At 71.7% G+C, this 16,339-nt stretch carries 18 protein-coding genes; 12 read left to right on the top strand and 6 right to left on the bottom strand.

Translation table 11 applies throughout. From position 1 onward, the window contains the following. The first annotated feature begins 1 nt into the window (after nt 1). The 12 genes from ACFRU2_RS39325 to ACFRU2_RS39270 all read left to right on the top strand — a co-directional run bounded on the left by ACFRU2_RS39325 (nt 2) and on the right by ACFRU2_RS39270 (nt 10,581). Nucleotides 2-2,164, top strand: coding sequence for a hypothetical protein (locus ACFRU2_RS39325; protein WP_382981107.1), 2,163 nt, complete (start codon nt 2-4; stop codon nt 2,162-2,164). Continuing rightward, nucleotides 2,161-2,619: a hypothetical protein gene (locus tag ACFRU2_RS39320; RefSeq protein ID WP_382981106.1), complete on the top strand. Its 459-nt coding sequence runs from the start codon at nt 2,161-2,163 to the stop codon at nt 2,617-2,619. The genes ACFRU2_RS39325 and ACFRU2_RS39320 overlap by 4 nt, the downstream gene beginning before the upstream one ends. 130 nt (nt 2,620-2,749) lie before the next feature. Next, nucleotides 2,750-3,085 (top strand): hypothetical protein, encoded by a 336-nt coding sequence (locus ACFRU2_RS39315; protein WP_382981105.1) that lies wholly within the window; start codon nt 2,750-2,752, stop codon nt 3,083-3,085. A 17-nt stretch (nt 3,086-3,102) separates the two neighbouring features. Further along, a complete protein-coding gene (locus tag ACFRU2_RS39310) occupies nt 3,103-3,258 on the top strand; it encodes a hypothetical protein (RefSeq protein ID WP_382981104.1) in 156 nt (51 codons plus the stop codon). Between the two features lie 48 nt (nt 3,259-3,306). Further along, nucleotides 3,307-3,462, top strand: a complete 156-nt coding sequence (locus ACFRU2_RS39305) for a hypothetical protein (protein WP_382981103.1) — start codon at nt 3,307-3,309, stop codon at nt 3,460-3,462. 78 nt (nt 3,463-3,540) lie between these two features. After that, on the top strand, nt 3,541-4,467 hold the full coding sequence (locus ACFRU2_RS39300) for a bifunctional DNA primase/polymerase (protein ID WP_382981102.1): 927 nt from the start codon (nt 3,541-3,543) through the stop codon (nt 4,465-4,467). Then, nucleotides 4,464-4,820 (top strand): hypothetical protein, encoded by a 357-nt coding sequence (locus tag ACFRU2_RS39295; RefSeq protein ID WP_382981101.1) that lies wholly within the window; start codon nt 4,464-4,466, stop codon nt 4,818-4,820. The genes ACFRU2_RS39300 and ACFRU2_RS39295 overlap by 4 nt, the downstream gene beginning before the upstream one ends. Then, nucleotides 4,817-6,358, top strand: a complete 1,542-nt coding sequence (locus tag ACFRU2_RS39290) for a YfjI family protein (RefSeq protein WP_382981100.1) — start codon at nt 4,817-4,819, stop codon at nt 6,356-6,358. Before ACFRU2_RS39295 ends, ACFRU2_RS39290 begins: the two co-directional genes overlap by 4 nt. Nucleotides 6,359-6,699: 341 nt before the next feature. After that, nucleotides 6,700-6,897 (top strand): excisionase family DNA-binding protein, encoded by a 198-nt coding sequence (locus ACFRU2_RS39285; RefSeq protein WP_382981143.1) that lies wholly within the window; start codon nt 6,700-6,702, stop codon nt 6,895-6,897. 71 nt (nt 6,898-6,968) lie between these two features. Continuing rightward, a complete protein-coding gene (xerC, locus tag ACFRU2_RS39280; RefSeq protein WP_382981099.1) occupies nt 6,969-8,153 on the top strand; it encodes a tyrosine recombinase XerC in 1,185 nt (394 codons plus the stop codon). A 146-nt stretch (nt 8,154-8,299) separates the two neighbouring features. Beyond that, a complete protein-coding gene (locus tag ACFRU2_RS39275) occupies nt 8,300-9,526 on the top strand; it encodes a glycosyltransferase (protein WP_382981098.1) in 1,227 nt (408 codons plus the stop codon). Further along, nucleotides 9,523-10,581, top strand: a complete 1,059-nt coding sequence (locus ACFRU2_RS39270; protein ID WP_382981097.1) for an SDR family NAD(P)-dependent oxidoreductase — start codon at nt 9,523-9,525, stop codon at nt 10,579-10,581. The genes ACFRU2_RS39275 and ACFRU2_RS39270 overlap by 4 nt, the downstream gene beginning before the upstream one ends. A 16-nt stretch (nt 10,582-10,597) precedes the next feature. Here the strand turns inward: ACFRU2_RS39270 and ACFRU2_RS39265 are convergent, their stop codons facing one another. From ACFRU2_RS39265 to ACFRU2_RS39240, 6 genes are all read right to left on the bottom strand, one after another. Further along, complete coding sequence (locus ACFRU2_RS39265) at nt 10,598-11,203, bottom strand: hypothetical protein (protein ID WP_382981096.1); 606 nt, start codon at nt 11,201-11,203, stop codon at nt 10,598-10,600. Nucleotides 11,204-11,353: 150 nt separating this feature from the next. Continuing rightward, nucleotides 11,354-12,946 (bottom strand): Na+/H+ antiporter, encoded by a 1,593-nt coding sequence (locus ACFRU2_RS39260; protein ID WP_274552343.1) that lies wholly within the window; start codon nt 12,944-12,946, stop codon nt 11,354-11,356. A 192-nt stretch (nt 12,947-13,138) separates the two neighbouring features. Next, a complete protein-coding gene (locus ACFRU2_RS39255) occupies nt 13,139-13,624 on the bottom strand; it encodes a GNAT family N-acetyltransferase (protein WP_382981095.1) in 486 nt (161 codons plus the stop codon). Further along, nucleotides 13,621-14,562 (bottom strand): RluA family pseudouridine synthase, encoded by a 942-nt coding sequence (locus tag ACFRU2_RS39250; RefSeq protein WP_382981094.1) that lies wholly within the window; start codon nt 14,560-14,562, stop codon nt 13,621-13,623. The genes ACFRU2_RS39255 and ACFRU2_RS39250 overlap by 4 nt, the downstream gene beginning before the upstream one ends. A gap of 51 nt (nt 14,563-14,613) precedes the next feature. Continuing rightward, nucleotides 14,614-15,177 (bottom strand): signal peptidase II, encoded by a 564-nt coding sequence (gene lspA / locus ACFRU2_RS39245; RefSeq protein ID WP_382981093.1) that lies wholly within the window; start codon nt 15,175-15,177, stop codon nt 14,614-14,616. 230 nt (nt 15,178-15,407) lie between these two features. Beyond that, the gene (locus ACFRU2_RS39240) at nt 15,408-16,172 is read right to left on the bottom strand and encodes a TraR/DksA family transcriptional regulator (RefSeq protein WP_382981092.1); all 765 of its coding nucleotides are present in this window, start codon (nt 16,170-16,172) and stop codon (nt 15,408-15,410) included. Between the last annotated feature and the right edge of the window lie 167 nt (nt 16,173-16,339).

Raw genomic sequence — 16,339 nt, 5'->3', positions numbered from 1 at the left:
CATGGGGCCGACCCGCACGCAGTTCGTCCAGTACGCGCCCGCCGCTCTCGCGGTGGCGTCCGCCACGGCCGGCCCCTGGTCCGCGCTCGCCGCCGCAGCGGCCGGGGCGGGGGCGTGGGCGGTCAGCGCCTCCGCTCCTGCTCTGCGTTCCCTGATCGCCTGCGGGTTCACCGCCACGGGCTGCGGCATCGCCGCCCACGAGATCCTGGCGTCCGGCATGAACCCGCTGTTCGCCCTTGGGTTCGCCGTCCCGGCCGGGGCGGCCGCGCTGGCCCACCACCGCAACACCGCCGGCCAGCTCCCCGTGCTCCCCGCCACGACGACCGCGACGGGGCCAAGCTCGCAGGCGCAGATCATCACCGCCTACTGGAAGGAGTTCATCTCCGGCCCCACCCAGACCGAGGGCCGCAAACTCATCCAGCCCGGCGCCGAGCTCGCGCACCTCAGCCTCGATGTCGGCGACGACCACGTCGCCTTCACCGGGATCATCACACTGCCCCAGGGCCAGCAGGTCCGGGTGAAGGCCGCCGACATCGCCTCCGTCTACCAGATCCCCGCCTCCCAGGTGGAGATGGGCGACCCCAAGCACTACGCACCCAACGCGCTGCCCGTCACCGTCCACCTCAAGAAGGCGGCCTCCGCACCGGAGATCGTGGCCGGCGTCCCGACGACTCCCGAGCAGCTGTGGGCCGCGCACGTGGCAATCCCGGAGGGGGCGATGCCCGGCACCACGCTGACCCTCACCCGGTACGACGGGCCGCTGGACTGGGAGGGGATCGCCACCCGCGACCGGCGGGCGATCGGGATGGTCAACATCCAGGACCTCGCCGGGAACCTCGATCTGGAGACGATCCAGGTCGCTCTGGCTCCGACCGACAAGCCTTCGCAGATGGGGGTGCGCGTGATGAAAGAGCACGCGCTGATGCACGGCACGATGCTCTCCTCGGTCGTGGACGAGCTGGCCATGGACTCGCGCGGATACGTTCGCCTGGGCACCTACATCGACGCCAACGCCGCCCTCGTCCCGCTCGCGCAGCCCGGATCCGGCGCCCGCCACCTCTACCTCGTCGGCGGCTCCCGCTCCGGAAAGTCCGGACTCCTGGAACAGACCCTGCTCTCCGCCCACAAGTCCCGCATCGCGGTGATCCTGGCCTCCCCGCAGGCAGGGACCATCGCCGGAGCCTCGCTGGCCGCGTACTGCGGCGACGGCCTGGACGAAGCGATGGGCGCCCTGCGGCTGGCCTACGCGATAATGCTCGACCGCGAAGCCCGCTACCGCTCCCCCGCGTTCCCCTTCACCGACCCGCTGATCCTGTTCGTCGTCGACGAAGCGCACATGCTGCTGTCGGTCTCCTCGCCGTACCACGCGGAGGCCAAAGCGATCGTCGAGCAGCTCACCCGCCGCTCCCTCAAGCGGGGCATCGGCGTAGTCCTGGCCACCCAGACCCCGCTCGCAGAAGACCTCGGCAACTCCACCGTCATCCGCTCCCAGCTCCTCATCGGCGGCGGCGCCGTGTTCCTCCGCTGCGCGAAGGGCCAGGGCTCCCTGGTCGGCGCGAACGCGGTCGAGGGCGCCGAGGGCATCGACCTGTCGAGGATCCCCTCCTCATGGCCCGGCCAGTACCAGAAGGTCGCCGACCGGGACATGACCGGACTTGCCACCGCGGCCGCCGCCGGCCCCGAGGACGGCACGTTCGGCCTCGGCTACCTCCTCACCCCCGGATCCCAGGCCGTCCAGTTCCGCTCCCTGCACCTGGACGTGGCACCCGTATCCCTCTCCGGAGACCCGACCCCTGTCGCCGTCGAGAACTGCGAAGCCTGGCGTCGCCGGGACGCGATCGCGCAGACCCCGATGGTCGACCAGCGCGGCAAGAACCTCTTCGGCAGCCTCGCCGACCTCCTCGGCGGAGCACCGCAGGGACCGCCCGCACCACAGCAGCAGGCCATCGCCGCGGGCCCCGCCGGCCCCGCGGCCTCCTCCGACGGACAGGAGCTGATCAAGCCGCGCATCCTCGAACTCCTGCGAGAGCAGTCCATCCCCATGACCGCCGAGACCATCGCCCGAAAGCTGGGCACCTCCGCGAAGCACGTCAAGCCCCGGCTGTCCGAGCTGAAGAAGCGGGACGAGATCACTAACGAGAACGGATTGTGGAGGGCAGCATGAACACGCGCACCGAGACCGCCTTCACCCACATCGACGCCGACCTGTACGCGAAGGCGTTCCAACTCCTCGACCCCGCGCCGGAACCCGCCGACCCGGCGGCCCCCGCCGTACCGGCCCCGGTCTCCCTCATCCTGGCCGCCCCGCCGGTACGCGTGACCGGCGCCGTCGAGCAGACCCTCACCGACGCCCTGGCCTTCCTCGACGACCACGGCTGGGCCAAGGGCAGGCTCATCCACCCCGAGGGCGCCCGCTGCTCCATCGGAGCCCTGCGAGCAGCGGCCGGCGCCCGCAACGACGCCTACCGGGATGCGGGGAACCTCCTCCTGGACGAAGCCCGCCAGCAGCACGGCAAGGGGTGGGAGTCGATCCCGGTCTGGAACGACTCCCACAGCGGAGCGCAGGTGCGCGGCGTGTGGGAGGCCGCCATCCAGCGCGCCCACCACATGAACATCTGAACCGGCGGCGCGCAGCAGGCCCGCCGCCACGCATCTCAGCTCAGCCCCGCGCCCCGCTCGGAACCCCTTCCGGGCGGGGCGCCGCACGTCCTGCCCCGCCTCAACTCCAACCACTGGGAGACCAACCGCCTTGCGCCGCTACCGGTACCGCTGCTCCGTCTGCCTGACCACGTCCCCGACGGCCTTCCACCTCGACGACCTCACCGCCGAGGCCGAGGGCCACCGCCAGGCCCTGCACGGCGGTCACTTCCCCGACGGGGAGCACGCCGGCGAGATAGACCGCCTCGGCCGCTGGTACACCGCCCTGGGCCCGCTCGCCACCCTGCACGCCCGCCTCAGCGACACCCTCGCCGACCTCCGCCACCCCACGGACATGGGCCGCCCCCTGTGGGCCTCCGCCACCGCTGCCCTGGTCATCGGCGGCGCCGCCGCCCTGGTCGTCACCGTCATCTCCGCGGCTCTCTGACCCGACAGGAACATCCCGTGTCGTTCTCCTTCACCAACCCCAGACCGGACCGCGAGCCCTCCTTCTCATTCACCGGCCGGGAGGAGATCGAGGAGCAGCTCCAGGCCATCACCGACCTGGCTCACGAAATCCTCCGCCTCGTCGCCGAGGTCCGCGCGCAGCTCAGCTCCTAGACACCCCACCCATCAGACCCGACCACGCCCGCCACTGAGGAGTACCCCATGACGGCCTGGAGTCCCAGCAACCCTGACTGCAACCCCGACTACGACTGCGAGCTGTGCACGCCCCTCGACGGCGGCGACCCGTACCCCTACGCGCACTGCTGCGACTGCGGAGCCGACATCAGCAGCGAACGCCCCGACTGCAACTGCCAGTAGACGCACCGAAGGCGGCCCGCTCTCGCCAAAGTCCGGGCCGCCCTCTTCCAGAACCCATCAGAACTGGAGACCCCAAGCATGACCCAACCTGCCCCCATCCGGCGAGACGGCCGGGTACAGCTGCTGGCCGAAGCCCTTAGCCTCGCCGCCCGTGGCTGGCCCGTCTTCCCGCTCCGCCCCGGATCGAAGATCCCCGCTCTCCACAAGCAGGACCTCTGCCCCCGCACCGACGCCTGCTCTGACGGACACCTGAAGTGGGAGCAGCGCGCGACCACTGACGGGGCCACGATCGTCCGCTGCTGGACGCACAAGCCGTACAACATCGGCCTGGCCACCGGCCCCGCCGGACTCATCGTCATCGACCTCGACACGCCCAAGACCAAGACCAAGAGCAGTCAGGACGCACCTGGCGGCGCGGAGACCTTCACGGCGCTCTGCGAGCGCGCCGGGCAAGCCGTCCCCACCACCTACCGCACCCGGACCCCCTCCGGCGGGGCCCACCTGTACTTCACCGCCCCGGCCGGGATCCGGCTGGGGAACACCGCGGGCAAGCTGGCTCCGTTCATCGACACCCGCGCCCACGGCGGATACGTCGTGGCCCCCGGCAGCACCACCGCGGCCGGAACCTACGAGGCCACCGACCCGTCTCCGGTCGCTGAACTACCTGCCTGGCTCCTTTCGCTGCTACAGCCTCCGGCACCGCGCCCGGCGCCTCTGCGGATGCCGGGAGCGGTTCGTGGCGGCAGTGCGGCACGCGCGGCGCTGCATGCCGAGTGCGAGGCCGTCCGTCAGGCGCCCGCGCAGCAGGCGAACAACACGCTCAACCGCAGCGCCTTCAAGGTGGGGCGCTTCGTCGCGTGGGGCGACATCCCCCGCGAGGAGGTCGAGGAGGCCTTCCAAGCGGCGGGGGAGGAGCGCGGACTGACCGTGGCCGAGTGCCGCTCCACGATCCGCTCCGCCCTCGACAGCTCCGCCCGCACGGTCCGCACCCGGCAGACGGCATGAGCGACCAACTCCCGCTCCCCTTGGAAGGCCTGCCCCCGGCCCCGACCGGGACCAGCCCCGCCAAACCGGCCCCGGCCCGGGACGGCCGTAGCGCGCTGAAGGTCGTCGCCGAAGGCGTCCCTTCATCTGTTCGCCCTGACCCGCACGCCGACGACGTACGCCGGCCGGTGGCCTGGCTCCACATCGTCGCCCCGCCCTCCTACGGCGCCAGCCCCAGCGTCCGCTCATGGTGTGAGTGCGGCCGGGACATCTTCACCGCAGGCCGCGCACGCGCCCTCGCGCTCATCGCCGATCACGAACAGCACCGCACCACCTGCCCCCGTCTCACCCAGCGAAGGGACGCCGCCGCATGACCACGCACGACCCCGAGCTGTGGCCCGAGTTCGACGAGATGACCCCGGAGGACATCGCCGGACCCGGATGGGACGAACCCGTACCCCTCAACCCACGCGGCCCGCTCCCCGCCTTCCCCGTGGACGCTCTGCCCGACTGGCTCGCGGCCATGACGGCCGGCGTCGCCGAGGAGACGCAGACGCCGGTTGACCTCGCCGGGTGCCTCGCGCTGGCAGTCATCGGCACCGCCGCCGGCGGACGCGTCACCGTGACCGTGCGCGGCCAGTGGAGCGAACCCGTCAACCTCTACACCGCCGTCGCCCTGCCGCCCGGCAACCGCAAGAGCGCCGTATTCGGCCTCATGACCAAACCCCTCCTCGCCGCCGAGCAGGCCCTCATCGACCTCACCGCACCCCAGCGGGCTGAAGCTGCAGCATCCGCCCGGATCGCGAAGGCCGCGGCCGAGAGGGCCGAGAAAATGGCCGCCAACGCCGATCCGGAGAAGCTGGCCGGCCTCACCGCCCAGGCCATCTCGCTGGCCGAGGCCGCCGAGCGGGCCGTCGTCCCGGTCGAGCCCCAGCTCGTCGCCGACGACATCACCGCCGAAAGCCTGACCAGCCTCCTCGCCCAGCAGAGCGGACGGATCTCCATCCTGTCCCCCGAAGGCGAGATCTTCGAGATCATCGCCGGACGCTACTCCGGTGTCCCCAACATGGGGATCTTCCTCAAGGGCCACGCCGGCGACATGGCCCGCGTCAACCGCCAGGCCCGGGACCCCCAGTACATCGAGAACCCCGCCATCACCATGGGCCTAGCCGTTCAGCCCGATGTCCTGGACTCCATCGGACAGATCAAGGGCGCCGACGGCCGCGGCCTGCTCGCCCGCTTCCTCTACTCCAAGCCCGAATCCCTCGTCGGCTACCGCAACCTCACCCCCGCACTCCTGAGCCCCGACACCGCCGGCACCTACGCCACAACCCTCGGGGGTCTGGCACTGACCCTCGCGGCCTGGACGGAAACCGCCACGCTCACCCTCACCCCGGAGGCCGACGCCGTCCTCCTGGCCTACCAGCGCGTTACCGAAGCCCGTCTCCGCAAGGACGGGCCCCTGGCTCCGATCGTGAACTGGGCCAGCAAGCGCGACGGCGCCGTCGCCCGCATCGCCGGCCTCCTCCACCTCGCCACCCACCCCGCAGACGCCTGGACGCGGCCCATCGCCGTCGAGACCATGGCCGCCGCCACCCGCCTCGGGGACTACTTCACCGCCCACGCCCTCGACGTCTTCAACGCCATGAAGGCCGACCCCGCCCAGGAGGCCGCCCACACCGTCCTGACCCACCTGACCGAGACCCGAACCGGGGCCTTCACCAAACGCGACCTCTTCCGCGCAATGCCCCGCAGTGACTTCCCCGCCATGGGCGACCTCGATCCCGCCCTCGACCTCCTGGAGGAACACGGCTGGATCCGCCAGCAGCCCCCGCCACCCCGCACCACACGCGGCGGCCGGCCCCCTTCCCCCCGCTACGAGACCCACCCCCGCACCACCACCACCGCCTGAAAACCCCTGAAACCTCTGACAGAACTGACAGAACCTCCCGACCATCCCCCTGACCTGCGGAAACGAGCACTTTCGGAGCTCTGACAAAACCTCCGAGAACTCTGACAGAACTCCAAAAACCTCGCCGCAAGCGAGCCGTCCGGTCTGACAGAACCTAGGTTTTCGAGGTTCTGTCAGAGTTTTCGGAGGTTTTGTCACGCGGGGAAAACCTGCCAAATCCGCAGGTCAGGGGCCATACGGCGAGGTTCTGTCAGTTCTGTCAGCGATCCAGCCCTCCGGCAGGGCTGGATTCGCCCGACTGACAACTCATGGACCGGAAGGAACGTCATCACGTGGCACTGATGGTCGTACCCGAGAGGCGGCTGCACAGCGTGGAAGAAGCCGCAGAACTCCTCAACTTCGGCCGCTCCACAGCGTTCGAGGAGATCAGACTCGGTCGCCTGCGGACGGTCCGAGTCGGCAGGCGACGGCTCGTACCCACCGAGTACGTCGACGAGTACGTCGAACTCCTCAAGCACGAGGCGCAGGCCGCCGCGTAGCAGCAACCAAGCCCATCACGGGGCCGCATCGATGCCGGTGCGGCCCCGTTCTCATGCTTGAAAGGTGCCTGATGGACAACGAGAGCACGCCGGGCCGGAAGGCGGCCAACGGCGAGGACTCGATCTACTGGGACAAGTCCAAGGGGCGCTTCATCGGGGCTGTTTCCCTGGGCTACACCCCTGCGGGGAAGCGCCACCGGCCCAAGGTGTCCGGCAAGACGAAGACCGAGGTACGGCGGAAGCTACGGGATCTCCGCAAAGAGCTGGAGCAGGGAGCCAAAGCACCCGCCCACCACACCGTGAAGCAGGCCGTGGAGACCTGGCTGGCCCAAGGGCTCAAGGGCAGGGCTCCCAAGAGCCTGGAGACCTACCGCTACCTGGCCGCGACGCACATCTACCCGTCCCTCGGCGCGGCCAAGGTGCGCTTGCTCGAGGCGGACATGCTGGACGAATGGCTTGACGAGAAGGCTGAGGTACTGGCCACCAGTTCATTGCGGCTGCTGCTTTCAGTCCTGCGGCGGTCCATTGCGCATGCGCAGAGGCGTGGCCGGGCAACGCGCAACGTGGCCGCGCTGGTCGCGGTGCCGGAGGGGCGGCCCGGTCGGCCCAGCAAGTCCCTGAACCTGGAGCAGGCAACCGCGTTGCTCAACGCCCAGGAAGGGAAGTGGATCCACGTGTACGTGGTCTTGTCGCTCCTGGTGGGGACGCGGCCGGAGGAGACGCGTCCCTTAACCTGGTCCCACGTCCACACCGCGCCGGACGACGGCAGCAAGCCGCACATCGACGTGTGGCGGTCCGTGAGAAGGACCGGGGACACGAAGACGCGGAAGAGCCGGCGGTCCCTGGCCATGCCGAAGCAGGCGGTGGAGGTGCTGGAGGGGCATCGGGATCGGCAGCAGGCCAAGTTGAAGGCCGCCGGCAAGACCTGGACTGAGCAGGACCTCGTCTTTCCGTCGAGGGTGGGCCGTGTGATGGACGCCAGCAGCGTGCGCTTCAATTTGCGTTCACTGCTGAAGGAAGCTGGATTCAGCAATCCGGGAGAATGGACGACCCGGGAGCTGAGGACGAGCTTCGTCTCCCTGCTCTCAGACCACGGGGTGCCCATCGAAGCGATCTCCCGGCTGGTTGGGCACAACGGGAGCAACACGACGGAACGCGTGTACCGCAAGCAGATCCGGCCCGTTATCACCGAAGGCGCCGAGGCGATGGACGAGATCTTCTCCCGCGGCCACGATGGCGACGCTGAAGCGCCTTAAGACCGTCCAAATATGGCTCGTGGCTCCCGGATTGGCTCCCTCGGAGCGGCACGGATGCTGTCGGGAGGCCCTGAGCTGCGGCTATCCGCTGGGGGCGCCGGATCTGCTCTTAGAACCTTCTTAGGGCGCACCGGAAGTCTGCGTCCATGACCTCCTCACCCCCTCACTCCTCCTCACGCCGGTCCTCGCTCGCGCCGCTCTCCGTCGTGATCGGCGCGGGCGGCACCGGCGGCCACATCTATCCCGGCCTCGCCCTGGCGGAGGCGCTGCGCGCCGCCGTCCCGGACGCCGTGGTCTCGTTCATCGGCACCGAACGCGGTCTGGAGACCGAGCTGATCCCGGCCGCCGGCTACCGCCTGCACACCGTGGACATGATCCCCTTCGACCCGGCGCTGGGAGCCAAGCGCTACCTCCTGCCCGCGGCGCTGCTGCGCTCGGCCGGGCAGGCGCGGGCCGTGATCCGGGCGCAGGGTGCGCACGTGGCGGTCGGCATGGGCGGCTATCCGAGCGCGCCCGCCGTGCTCGGGGCCCGGCTGGCGGGACTGCCGGCGGTCATCCACGAGTCCAACGCGGTACCGGGCCGGGCCAACCAGTTCGCGGCCCGCCTCACCCCGCACATCGCGGTGGCCTTCGACCGCAGCCGGGAGCACCTCGCGGGCGGGGCGCGGGCGCTGACCACCGGAATGCCCGTCTCCGCCGCGCTGTCGGGCCTCGCCGAACTGTCCCGCCCCGAGCGGGCGGCCCTGCGCGCGCAGGCCCGGCGGGAGCTCGGGGTGCCGGACGGGCGGCGGCTGGTGGTGTTCAACGGCGGCAGCCTGGGCGCCGTACGCCTGACCTCGGCCGCGGCCGGGCTGGCGGCCGCCTGGCAGGCGCGGGAGGACGTACAGCTGCTGATCAAGACGGGGCCGGCGGCGCTCGCGGACACGGTGGCCGGGCTGTCCGCCTCGGGCGGGCGGCGGATCGCACGGGCCGTGCCGTACCTGGACCGGATGGACCTGGTCTACGCGGCCGCCGACCTGGTGGTGTGCCGGGCGGGCTCGGCGACGGTGGCGGAGCTCGCCGCGACCGGGGTCCCCGCGGTGCTGGTCCCCTACCCGCACGCCCCGGGCGACCACCAGACCCACAACGCCCGGGTGCTGTCCGACGCGGGCGCCGGCCTGCTGCTGGCGGACGCCGAGGCCACGGCCGACCGCCTCGCGGAACTGCTCGCCCCGCTGCTGGCCGACCCGGCGCGGCTGGCGGCGATGGCCGGCGCGGCCGACCCGGGCCCGCACGCGCGGGCCGCCGAACTGCTGGCCTCGCACGTCCTGCGGGTCGCCGGCTTCCCCTCCCACTCCCCCTCTCCCTCTCCCTCTCCCCTGGAGCTCGTATGACCACGCCCACGCCCACCTCCGCGCCCACCCCCACGCTCGCCCTCACCCCGGCGCGCACCCCGGCCGACTGGAGCGGCCGCACGGTCCTGGTCACGGGCGCCGAGGGGTTCATCGGCTCCACGCTCGTCGACCTGCTGGTCGCGCGGGGCGCGAAGGTGCGCGCCTTCGTGCACTACAAGCCGTACGCGGAGAAGGGCCACCTGGCCCGGTACCTGGCCGACCCGGGCGGCCCGGTGGAGATGTGGGCCGGGGACGTCCGCGACGCGGGCCGGGTCAGCGACGCGGTGGCCGGCTGCGACACGGTCTTCCACCTGGCGGCGCTGATCGGAATCCCGTACAGCTACGCCTCGCCGGGCGCGTACGTCCAGACCAACGTCACCGGTACCGAGAACATGGCCGAGGCCTGCCGCCGCCACGGCGTGCGCCGCCTCGTCCACACCTCCACCAGCGAGGTCTACGGGACGGCCCTGACGGCCCCGATCTCCGAGAGCCACCCGCTCCAGCCGCAGTCCCCGTACTCCGCTTCGAAGATCGGCGCCGACATGATGGCGCTCTCCTTCCACCACGCGTTCGAACTGCCGGTGACGGTGGTCCGGCCGTTCAACACCTACGGCCCCCGTCAGTCGGCCCGCGCGGTCATCCCCACCATCCTCGCCCAGCTCCACTCGGGCGCCCGGGAGGTCCGCCTGGGGTCCCTGACCCCCACCCGGGACTTCACCTACGTGACCGACACCGCGGCCGGCTTCCTCGCCGTCGCGGAATGCGACCGGGCCCTGGGCGAGGTGGTCAACCTCGGCAGCGGGGAGGAGATCTCCATCGGCGACCTGGCCCGGGCCCTGATCACGGCCTCGGGCCGGGACGCGGAGGTGGTCGTCGACCCGGCCCGGCTGCGTCCCGCGGGCAGCGAGGTCCAGCGCCTGCTGTCGGACAACACCCGGGCCCGCGACTGGGCCGGCTGGAAGCCCGAGGTCTCCCTCCAGGAGGGCCTGACCCGCACCTCGGAGTGGATCGCCGCCCACCTCCACCTCTTCGCCCCGGACCGCTACCAGGTGTAGTCCGCACCGCTCCGGGTCAGGCCCGGTCCGGAAGACCGTTCCGGACCCGGTCCGCGGCCCGGGCCCGGTCCCGGAACCAGACGACCGCTCCCACCAGCACCGCGATCCCCACCCCGTACAGGGGCAGCCACAGGGTCGTCGTGGCCGCCAGGCACTCGGCGACCGCCGTACGGGCGTGGGTCTCCTGCGCGAACGCCAGGGCGGCACCGTCGCTGCCCGCAAGGGTCCCGAGCGCCGCCTCCGTCTGGAGGGCCTCGTACCTGCCCAGCAGTGCGCACTCGCTGCGGGTCCCCGGCATCGGGAACAGCCAGGCCCGGCGCTGGAGCAGGGGGGCGAGCGCGATCGCCACGCACAGGCCGACGATCAGCGCGTAGGCGACCAGGCCGCGCAGGTACGGTGAGCGGAGGTCCGGGCTCCACTGCGCCCGCCGCTGGAAGGCGAGCAGCACGGCGAGCAGCGTCACCCCGATGAAGGTGGCGAACCACTGCCACGACCCCTGGGCGAGCGCGAAGGTCAGCACGGCGGCGAGTCCGATGCCGATGACCCCGGGAGCCGGAAGGTCACCGCCCGCGGCCGCCGACTCGGGCCTGCTCGGGGTCGCTCGGGGGCCGGGATCACTCACGGGATTCACGGGATTCACGGGACTCACCGGACTCTCCTGTGGGTTGAGCCCTCAGCATCCGCCCGGGCCCTCCGCCGCCACGGGCACCATGCCGTACGGCCCCCGCGTCCCGCCCGGATGGCCCGCGCCCCGCCCCGCCCCGAGCGGCCCCTACGGGCTGCGCAGACTGCGCACGTCCAAGTGCCGCAGCACCCGGTCGACGATCTCCGGATCGGCGCCGGGTTCGCTGCGCGCGGCCAGCACCTCGTGCCGGGCGGCGGACATCATCTCCCGCTGGATGCGCTGCACGTCGCGGATCCGCTCCACCCGCTTCGCGTACGCCTCCCGCCGCTCCTCGTCCACCATGTCCGGGCTGATCCTGGCGCCCACGTCGTACGCCCGGCGGTAGAGCACCTCCACCAGGTCCTCGGGCAGGTCCTCCACCTCCTCGATCTCCTTCAGCCGCCGCTTCGCGGCCTTCGCGGCGCGGATCGCCAGCGCGCGGGCGAACTCCGCCTCCGCGTCCGAGTCGGCCTCCACGCCGAGCCGGCGGACCAGCCAGGGCAGGGTCAGCCCCTGCACCACCAGAGTGGTCATGATCACGGCGAAGGCGATGAAGACGATCTCCTGCCGGGCCGGGAAGGGATCCCCGCCGTCCGTCTCGAACGGAATGGCCAGCGCGAGCGCCACCGAGGCCACGCCCCGCATGCCCGCCCACCACATCACCACGGACTCCCGCCAGCTCAGCGGGATCTCCTCCTCGTAGTCGCGCCGCGAGTGGAGCCGTTTCGCGAGCCAGCCGGCCGGCAGCAGCCACACCAGCCGTACGCCGACCACCACGGCGACCACCACCGCCGCCCACCCGACCATCTCCCCGACCCGGCCGCTGGCCGCCCCGAACACGTTGTGCAGCTCCAGCCCGATGAGCCCGAAGGCGACACCGGTGACCAGCATGTCGACGACCTCCCAGAACGTGTGCCCGGCGAGCCGCCCCAGCACGTCGTCGGCGTCGGTCGCGTACTCGGCGAGGAACAGCGCGGTCGTCAGCACGGCCAGCACGCCGGAGCCGTAGAACTCCTCGGCCAGCACGTACGCCACGAACGGCACGAGCAGGGTCAGCCCGATCTGGAGCGTGGCATCGCCGAGCCGCCCCATGAGCCGGTTCGCGGCCCAGCCGAGCCCGAGCCCCACCGCGACGGCCACGACGGCCGACAGCACGAACTCCCCGAGCGCCCCGGGCCACGAGAAGGTGCCGCTGACGGCTGCGGCGATGGCCACGTGGTAGAGCACGATGGCGGTGACGTCGTTGAAGAGCCCCTCGCCCTCCAGGATCGACACCATGCGCCGGGGCAGCCCGAGCGACCCCGCCACGGCGGTGGCGGCGACGGGGTCGGGCGGGGCGACGAGCGCGCCGAGCGCGACGGCCGCGGCGATCGAGAGCCCCGGCACGAGGGCGTGCGCGGTGTAGGCGACGGCCACGGTGGTCACGAAGACGAGGGCGACGGCCAGCAGCAGGATGGGCCGTACGTTGGCGGCGAACTGCCGCCAGGAGGTCCGCTGCACGGATGCGTACAGCAGCGGGGGCAGCACGAGCGGCAGGATGTACTCGGGCGGGATGTCGACGTTGGGCACCACGGGCACCAGCGCGAGCACCACCCCGCCGAGCGTCATCAGCACCGGCGAGGGCAACCCCAACCGGTCCCCGAGCGGCACCGTCACCACGGCCCCGAGCAACAGCACGAACAACAGCAGGAGCTGATCCACTCCCACACCCTGCCAGCCCACCGCGCCCGCCGAGGCGGACCGAACTGCGTGTCGGGCGCAGCCAATCCAGCCGTCCGGCGTTTGAGGACCGGGGTCCGGGGCGGAGCCCCAGGGGGTCCGGGCGCAGCCCGGGGAACGGTGGAAGGGCGGGTAGGGGACGGCCCCGCAGGGCTGCATGCACCCCCGGCCGGGCTACGGCAGAGCGCGCCGCATCGCCCGGTGGGGAATCCCCGCGTCCTGGAACTCCGGCCCGTAGGCCTCGTACCCGAGCCGCTCGTAGAACCCCATCGCATGGGTCTGCGCACCGAGGTCGACGGCCGAAAGGCCCAGCCGAACCGCCTCCGCCTCGATCGCCCGCACCAGCGCAACCCCCACCCCGAGCCCGCGCGCGGACCGGGTGACGGCCAGCCGTCCGAGCGAGCCGACCTCCGCGGAGCCCGTCTTGCCCAGGGCCCGCGGCCCGTACAGCAGCCGGCCGGTGCCCAGCGGCACCCCGTCCGGCCCCTCGGCCAGCACGTGCACCGCGATCTCGTCGTACGCGTCGTACTCGATCGACTCGGGCACCGACTGCTCGACCACGAAGACCTCGGTCCGCACGGCGAAGCAGGCCTTCAGGTCCTCGTCCGTGACGACGACCCTTACGGCTACGGTGTCGGCGCCGGCCCCACCCGCGGTCACTCGCTCTCCTTGCGGATCACGTCCAGCGCGTTCTGCAGGTCCGCCGGGTAGGTGCTCGAGAACTCGACCCACTGCCCGTCCGACGGGTGCTCGAACCCGAGCCGCACCGCGTGCAGCCACTGCCGGGTGAGCCCGAGGCGCTTCGCGACGGTCGGGTCGGCGCCGTAGGTCAGGTCGCCGACGCAGGGGTGCTTGTGCGCGGCCATGTGCACGCGGATCTGGTGCGTCCGCCCGGTCTCCAGCTTGATGTCCAGCAGCGAGGCGGCGCGGAAGGCCTCGATCAGGTCGTAGTGCGTGACGGAGGGCTTGCCCTCCTGGGTCACGGCCCACTTGTAGTCGGCGCTGGGGTGCCGCCCGATCGGCGCGTCGATCGTGCCGCTCATCGGGTCGGGGTGGCCCTGCACCAGCGCGTGGTAGCGCTTGTCGACGATCCGCTCGCGGAACTGGTTCTTCAGCGAGGTGTACGCCCGCTCCGACTTCGCGACGGCCATCAGGCCGGAGGTGCCGACGTCGAGCCGGTGCACGATGCCCTGACGCTCGGAGGCACCGGAGGTGGAGATGCGGTAGCCGGCGGCGGCGAGGCCGCCGATGACGGTGGTGCCGGTCCAGCCGGGGCTGGGGTGGGCGGCGACGCCGACCGGCTTCATGATGACGACGATGTCGTCGTCGTCATGGACGATCTCCATGCCGGGGACCGGCTCGGCGACGAGCTCGACCTTCCGCGGCGGTTCGGGCATCTCGACTTCGAGCCAGGCGCCACCGTGCACACGCTCGGACTTCCCGACGACACTGCCGTCGACCAGCACCTTTCCCGCGGCCGCAAGTTCGGCCGCCTTCGTCCGGGAAAAACCGAACATACGGGCGATGGCGGCATCGACGCGCTCGCCCTCGAGGCCATCGGGAACGGGCAGGGTGCGGATCTCGGGAATCGTACTCACCTGTCGAGTATGCAGGACTCGACAGAAGACCATTCCCGCGTCAGTCCTTCGTCAGTCCTTGTGGACGGTGCCGTCCGGATCCAGACCCTTGAACGACAGCAGGACGATCAGGATCCCGCCGCACACGATCGCCGAGTCCGCGAGGTTGAAGACCGCGAAGTGGGCGGGCGCGATGAAGTCGACGACCGCTCCGCGGAAGACGCCCGGCGAGCGGAAGATCCGGTCGGTCAGATTGCCCAGCGCCCCGCCCAGCAGCAGGCCCAGCGCGATGGCCCAGGGCAGGCTGTAGAGCTTCCGCGCCAGCCGCACGATCACCACGATGACGGTGGCGGCGATGCAGGTGAAGATGATCGTGAAGGCCTCGCCGAAGCCGAAGGCGGCGCCGGGGTTGCGGATCGCGTCGAACTTCAGCAGGTCGCCGATGACCTGGATCGACGGCTGGTGCTCCAGCTTCGCGACCACCAGCATCTTGCTGCCCAGGTCGACGAGGTAGGCGAGAAGCGCCACGACGAGCAGCGCGACGATCCGCCGCCGCCCCTTGGGCGCCGCGGATTCGGCCTGGGTGCCGTCGTCCCCGACCTCCGGCGTACCGATGATGCGCTCCGCCTCTGCCACGTGAGTCCCTCGAACTAGCTCGAACCAGGTTGTCGAACGGTACTGCGCCGACCGACCCGCCGGGTACCCGGACCCTGACGAGACACGAGGGTACGTCAGGGCACCCTTCGGCCGCCGCCCCGGCCGGAGCGCTGCCGGAGCCGGGCCGCCGCCCGCCCGGGGCCCTCCGGGCCCGCCAGGGGCTGTACGGGGCCACCCGGGGCCCGTCCCGGCCCGCGCTCAGCCTCCGCTCAGTGCCGCCGCTCCTGCTTCTGCTTGCAGTCCACGCACAGCGTGGCCCGCGGGAAGGCCTGCATGCGCGCCTTGCCGATGGGCTGTCCGCAGTTCTCGCAGAGGCCGTACGTGCCCGCCTCCAGCCGCTCCAGTGCGCGCTCGGTCTGCTCCAGCATCGAGTTGGCGTTCGCGGCCAGGGCGAGCTCGGACTCCCGGGTGATGTTCTTGGTCCCGGTGTCGGCCTGGTCGTCGCCCGCGCCGTCGCCGGAGTCCCTCATCAGCCCGGAAATGGCCGCGTCGGAGGCCTGGAGCTCGGCCCGCAGCCGCAGCACCTCGCTCTCCAGCTCGGCCCGCGCCTCGGCGACCTCCTCGGGGGTCCAGGGGTCCTCGCCGGGCCGTACGGCGAGCTCGCCGGGCGCCAGGCCCGCCGCGCCCCGCGCCTTGGGCAGCCCGCTGGTCGCGGCTGCGGCCGTCTTCCTGGCCGTGCCGGTGCTCTTCTTGGCAACCACTTTCCGGGCTCCCGTCTCGTGCGCGGCCTGCGCCGCCCCCTCGGCCCCGGCCGTCTTGGCCGTGACCTTCTTCGCGGCCGTCTTCTTGACGGCGGCCGTCTTCTTGACGGCCGTCTTCTTCGCGGCCGCCTTCTTCCCGGCGGCAGCCCCTTCCACCGGTCCGGCCTCCGGATCGTGGGCCGCCACCTCCGTCACCGGCTCCTTCGCCGGCTTCTCCGCAGCCTTCCCGACAGCCTTCTTGGCAGTACTCCCGGCGGTCTTCTTCGCCACCATGGCCGCGGCCCCTTCACATACTGTGATCATTGCTCGCGAATCGTGCCGGAACGATAAATCGACTCCGGCCCCGCGGCAACGGGGCACGCGTCCATCGAGGTCAACCTGCATCCGTTGTGCCCAGCAGGGAGCCCGGTAATCCGCCCCACCCGCCCCCTCCGCACCCC

Origin of the sequence: Streptomyces sp. NPDC056883, from assembly GCF_042788835.1 — a bacterium.
GTDB classification, from domain to species: Bacteria; Actinomycetota; Actinomycetes; order Streptomycetales; family Streptomycetaceae; genus Streptomyces; species Streptomyces stoeckheimensis.
This window is presented reverse-complemented; position numbering and strand designations above follow the sequence as displayed.